Origin of the sequence: Rhodococcus phenolicus, assembly GCF_001646785.1 — a bacterium.
Lineage (GTDB): Bacteria > Actinomycetota > Actinomycetes > Mycobacteriales > Mycobacteriaceae > Rhodococcus > Rhodococcus phenolicus.
On the sequence record NZ_LRRH01000094.1, the window covers coordinates 1 to 5,085 of the forward strand.

Annotated in this window: 2 rRNA genes; both read right to left on the reverse strand. The window is 56.6% G+C overall.

The window, feature by feature from the left end:
- Window positions 1-36 precede the first annotated feature (36 nt).
- Window positions 37-3,168 (reverse strand): 23S ribosomal RNA (locus tag A8G15_RS24020).
- Between the two features lie 302 nt (window positions 3,169-3,470).
- Window positions 3,471-4,993 (reverse strand): 16S ribosomal RNA (locus A8G15_RS24025).
- Together the 16S and 23S rRNA genes form the textbook arrangement of a ribosomal RNA operon.
- Window positions 4,994-5,085 lie beyond the last annotated feature (92 nt).

Consider the following 5,085-nt stretch of genomic DNA (forward strand, 5'->3'; position numbering starts at 1 on the left):
TGTTTCAGATACCGCACAGTGGACGCGTAGCTTCTTCGTGGTAAGTCCTCGGCCTATTAGTACCAGTCACCTCCATCCGTTACCGGACTTCCAGTTCTGGCCTATCAACCCGGTGATCTGCCGGGGGCCTTACCCCCTCGAGGGGGTGAGAAACCTCATCTTGGAACAGGCTTCCCGCTTAGATGCTTTCAGCGGTTATCCCTTCCGAACGTAGCCAACCAGCAGTGCCCCTGGCGGGACAACTGGCACACCAGAGGTTCGTCCGTCCCGGTCCTCTCGTACTAGGGACAGCCTTCCTCAAGTTTCTAACGCGCGCGGCGGATAGAGACCGAACTGTCTCACGACGTTCTAAACCCAGCTCGCGTGCCGCTTTAATGGGCGAACAGCCCAACCCTTGGGACCTACTCCAGCCCCAGGATGCGACGAGCCGACATCGAGGTGCCAAACCATCCCGTCGATATGGACTCTTGGGGAAGATCAGCCTGTTATCCCCGGGGTACCTTTTATCCGTTGAGCGACACCGCTTCCACATGCCGGTGCCGGATCACTAGTCCCGACTTTCGTCCCTGCTCGACCTGTCAGTCTCACAGTCAAGCTCCCTTGTGCACTTGCACTCGACACCTGATTGCCAACCAGGCTGAGGGAACCTTTGGGCGCCTCCGTTACATTTTGGGAGGCAACCGCCCCAGTTAAACTACCCACCAGGCACTGTCCCTGAACCAGATCATGGTCCGAGGTTAGATGTCCAATACGATCAGAGTGGTATTTCAACAACGACTCCACAACCACTGGCGTGGCCGCTTCACAGTCTCCCACCTATCCTACACAAACCGAACCGAACACCAATACCAAGCTATAGTGAAGGTCCCGGGGTCTTTTCGTCCTGCCGCGCGTAACGAGCATCTTTACTCGTAATGCAATTTCGCCGAGTCTGTGGTTGAGACAGCAGAGAAGTCGTTACGCCATTCGTGCAGGTCGGAACTTACCCGACAAGGAATTTCGCTACCTTAGGATGGTTATAGTTACCACCGCCGTTTACTGGGGCTTAAATTCTCAGCTTCGCCACCGAAATGGCTAACCGGTCCTCTTAACCTTCCAGCACCGGGCAGGCGTCAGTCCGTATACATCGTCTTACGACTTCGCACGGACCTGTGTTTTTAGTAAACAGTCGCTTCTCTCTGGTCTCTGCGACCACCCCCAGCTCACGGAGTAAATCCGGTCACCAGGCGTGGTCCCCCTTCTCCCGAAGTTACGGGGGCATTTTGCCGAGTTCCTTAACCACAGTTCTCTCGATCGCCTTGGTATTCTCTACCTGACCACCTGTGTCGGTTTGGGGTACGGGCCGTGTACCAACTCACTAGAGGCTTTTCTCGGCAGCATAGGATCACTGAATTCCCCTCAACGGGTACGCATCACCTCTCAGGCCACATGAGACGCGGATTTGCCTACGTCTCGCCCTACCGGCTTACACCAGGTATTCCACCACCTGGCCCAGCTACCTTCCTGCGTCACCCCATCGCTTGACTACTACAGCCAGGGTCCCGTGCAGCCGTCCCCCGGACTCCCGAAGGAACCCGAAGAACTTTTGGACGGTTAGCACAACTGATTCGCCATTGGGCGCGGATACACGGGTACGGGAATATCAACCCGTTGTCCATCGACTACGCCTGTCGGCCTCGCCTTAGGTCCCGACTCACCCTGGGCGGATTAACCTGGCCCAGGAACCCTTGGTCATTCGGCGGACGAGTTTCTCACTCGTCTTTCGCTACTCATGCCTGCATTCTCACTCGCATGGCCTCCACACCTGGATCACTCCGGCGCTTCCACGGCCACACGACGCTCCCCTACCCATCCACACCACTGCCGGAAAGACCGTAACCCTTCCGGGGTGTTGTGTGAATGCCGCGGCTTCGGCGGTGTACTTGAGCCCCGCTACATTGTCGGCGCAGAACCACTTGACCAGTGAGCTATTACGCACTCTTTCAAGGGTGGCTGCTTCTAAGCCAACCTCCTGGTTGTCTCAGCGATCCCACATCCTTTTCCACTTAGTACACGCTTAGGGGCCTTAGCCGGCGATCTGGGCTGTTTCCCTCTCGACTACGAAGCTTATCCCCCGCAGTCTCACTGCCGCGCTCTCACTCACCGGCATTCGGAGTTTGGCTGATTTCGGTAAGCTTGTGGGCCCCCTAGACCATCCAGTAGCTCTACCTCCGGTGAGAAACACGCGACGCTGCACCTAAATGCATTTCGGGGAGAACCAGCTATCACGGAGTTTGATTGGCCTTTCACCCCTACCCACAGCTCATCCCCTCAGTTTTCAACCTAAGTGGGTTCGGGCCTCCACGACGTCTTACCGTCGCTTCACCCTGGCCATGGGTAGATCACTCCGCTTCGGGTCTAGAACATGCCACTGATACGCCCTATTCGGACTCGCTTTCGCTACGACTACCCCACACGGGTTAACCTCGCGACATGCCACTAACTCGCAGGCTCATTCTTCAAAAGGCACGCCATCACCCCCAGTGACAAGTCACTCGAAGGCTCTGACGGATTGTAAGCGCACGGTTTCAGGTACTATTTCACTCCCCTCCCGGGGTACTTTTCACCTTTCCCTCACGGTACTAGTCCGCTATCGGTCACCAGGGAGTATTCAGGCTTATCGGGTGGTCCCGACAGATTCACACCAGATTTCACGGGCCCGGTGCTACTTGGGTATTCACATCGACAGTCACCATGTTTTCGTCTACGGGATTCTCACCCTCTACGACAGGCCGTTCCAGACCACTTCGACTAACACGATGATTTCTTACTGTCGGCCGGTCCGGCAGAACCGACACAATGAACCCCACAACCCCACGACCACAACCCCTGCCGGGTATCACATGACCATGGTTTAGCCTCTTCCGCTTTCGCTCGCCACTACTCACGGAATCACATGTTGTTTTCTCTTCCTGTGGGTACTGAGATGTTTCACTTCCCCACGTTCCCTCCACACACCCTATATATTCAGATGCGGGTAACACGACATCACTCGTGCTGGGTTTCCCCATTCGGAAATCCTCGGATCACAGCTCGGTTGACAGCTCCCCGAGGCATATCGCAGCCTCCCACGTCCTTCATCGGCTCCTGGTGCCAAGGCATCCACCGTACGCTCATAAACACTTACAACAAAGATGCTCGCGTCCACTGTGCAGTTCTCAAACAACACACAACATTCACTACTCACGCCGGCCACACGGCCAACCGCTTTCACAAACATCGTCGCTGATCAAACACTCGCGTGTTCTCTCAGGACCCAACAGTGCACCGATATAACCTGATCTCCCACCGACACACGGGCCGGCAGTGATGAGAAAAGATGCTTGTCAGCGTTCCACCCATGAGCTCCCGTGCCGCACGTACGGCGGCAAACGGGCTCTGCCAGAGAACGATTCGACTGTTCGAACCGCCACCCTGGAGTTGCTCCTTAGAAAGGAGGTGATCCAGCCGCACCTTCCGGTACGGCTACCTTGTTACGACTTCGTCCCAATCGCCGATCCCACCTTCGACGGCTCCCTCCCACAAGGGGTTAGGCCACCGGCTTCGGGTGTTACCGACTTTCATGACGTGACGGGCGGTGTGTACAAGGCCCGGGAACGTATTCACCGCAGCGTTGCTGATCTGCGATTACTAGCGACTCCGACTTCACGGGGTCGAGTTGCAGACCCCGATCCGAACTGAGACCGGCTTTAAGGGATTCGCTCCACCTCACGGTATCGCAGCCCTCTGTACCGGCCATTGTAGCATGTGTGAAGCCCTGGACATAAGGGGCATGATGACTTGACGTCGTCCCCACCTTCCTCCGAGTTGACCCCGGCAGTCTCCTGCGAGTCCCCACCATTACGTGCTGGCAACACAGGACAAGGGTTGCGCTCGTTGCGGGACTTAACCCAACATCTCACGACACGAGCTGACGACAGCCATGCACCACCTGTATACCGACCACAAGGGAAACCGTATCTCTACGGCGGTCCGGTATATGTCAAACCCAGGTAAGGTTCTTCGCGTTGCATCGAATTAATCCACATGCTCCGCCGCTTGTGCGGGCCCCCGTCAATTCCTTTGAGTTTTAGCCTTGCGGCCGTACTCCCCAGGCGGGGCGCTTAATGCGTTAGCTACGGCACGGATCCCGTGGAAGGAAACCCACACCTAGCGCCCACCGTTTACGGCGTGGACTACCAGGGTATCTAATCCTGTTCGCTACCCACGCTTTCGCTCCTCAGCGTCAGTTACTGCCCAGAGACCCGCCTTCGCCACCGGTGTTCCTCCTGATATCTGCGCATTTCACCGCTACACCAGGAATTCCAGTCTCCCCTGCAGTACTCAAGTCTGCCCGTATCGCCTGCAAGCCCGCAGTTGAGCTGCGGGTTTTCACAGACGACGCGACAAACCGCCTACGAGCTCTTTACGCCCAGTAATTCCGGACAACGCTCGCACCCTACGTATTACCGCGGCTGCTGGCACGTAGTTGGCCGGTGCTTCTTCTGCAGGTACCGTCACTTGCGCTTCGTCCCTGCTGAAAGAGGTTTACAACCCGAAGGCCGTCATCCCTCACGCGGCGTCGCTGCATCAGGCTTTCGCCCATTGTGCAATATTCCCCACTGCTGCCTCCCGTAGGAGTCTGGGCCGTGTCTCAGTCCCAGTGTGGCCGGTCGCCCTCTCAGGCCGGCTACCCGTCGTCGCCTTGGTAGGCCATTACCCCACCAACAAGCTGATAGGCCGCGGGCTCATCCTGCACCGGTAAACCTTTCCACCAAAAACCATGCAGCCTTTGGTCGTATCCGGTATTAGACCCAGTTTCCCAGGCTTATCCCGAAGTGCAGGGCAGATCACCCACGTGTTACTCACCCGTTCGCCACTAATCCACCCAGCAAGCTGGGCTTCATCGTTCGACTTGCATGTGTTAAGCACGCCGCCAGCGTTCGTCCTGAGCCAGGATCAAACTCTCCGTTAAAGACTCTCGATTCTCCCCCGAAGGGAAGCAATCAGCCATAAGCGTAGAGCCAAATCACTAGCGTAAAAACTCAAACTAGCAAAACACTGATC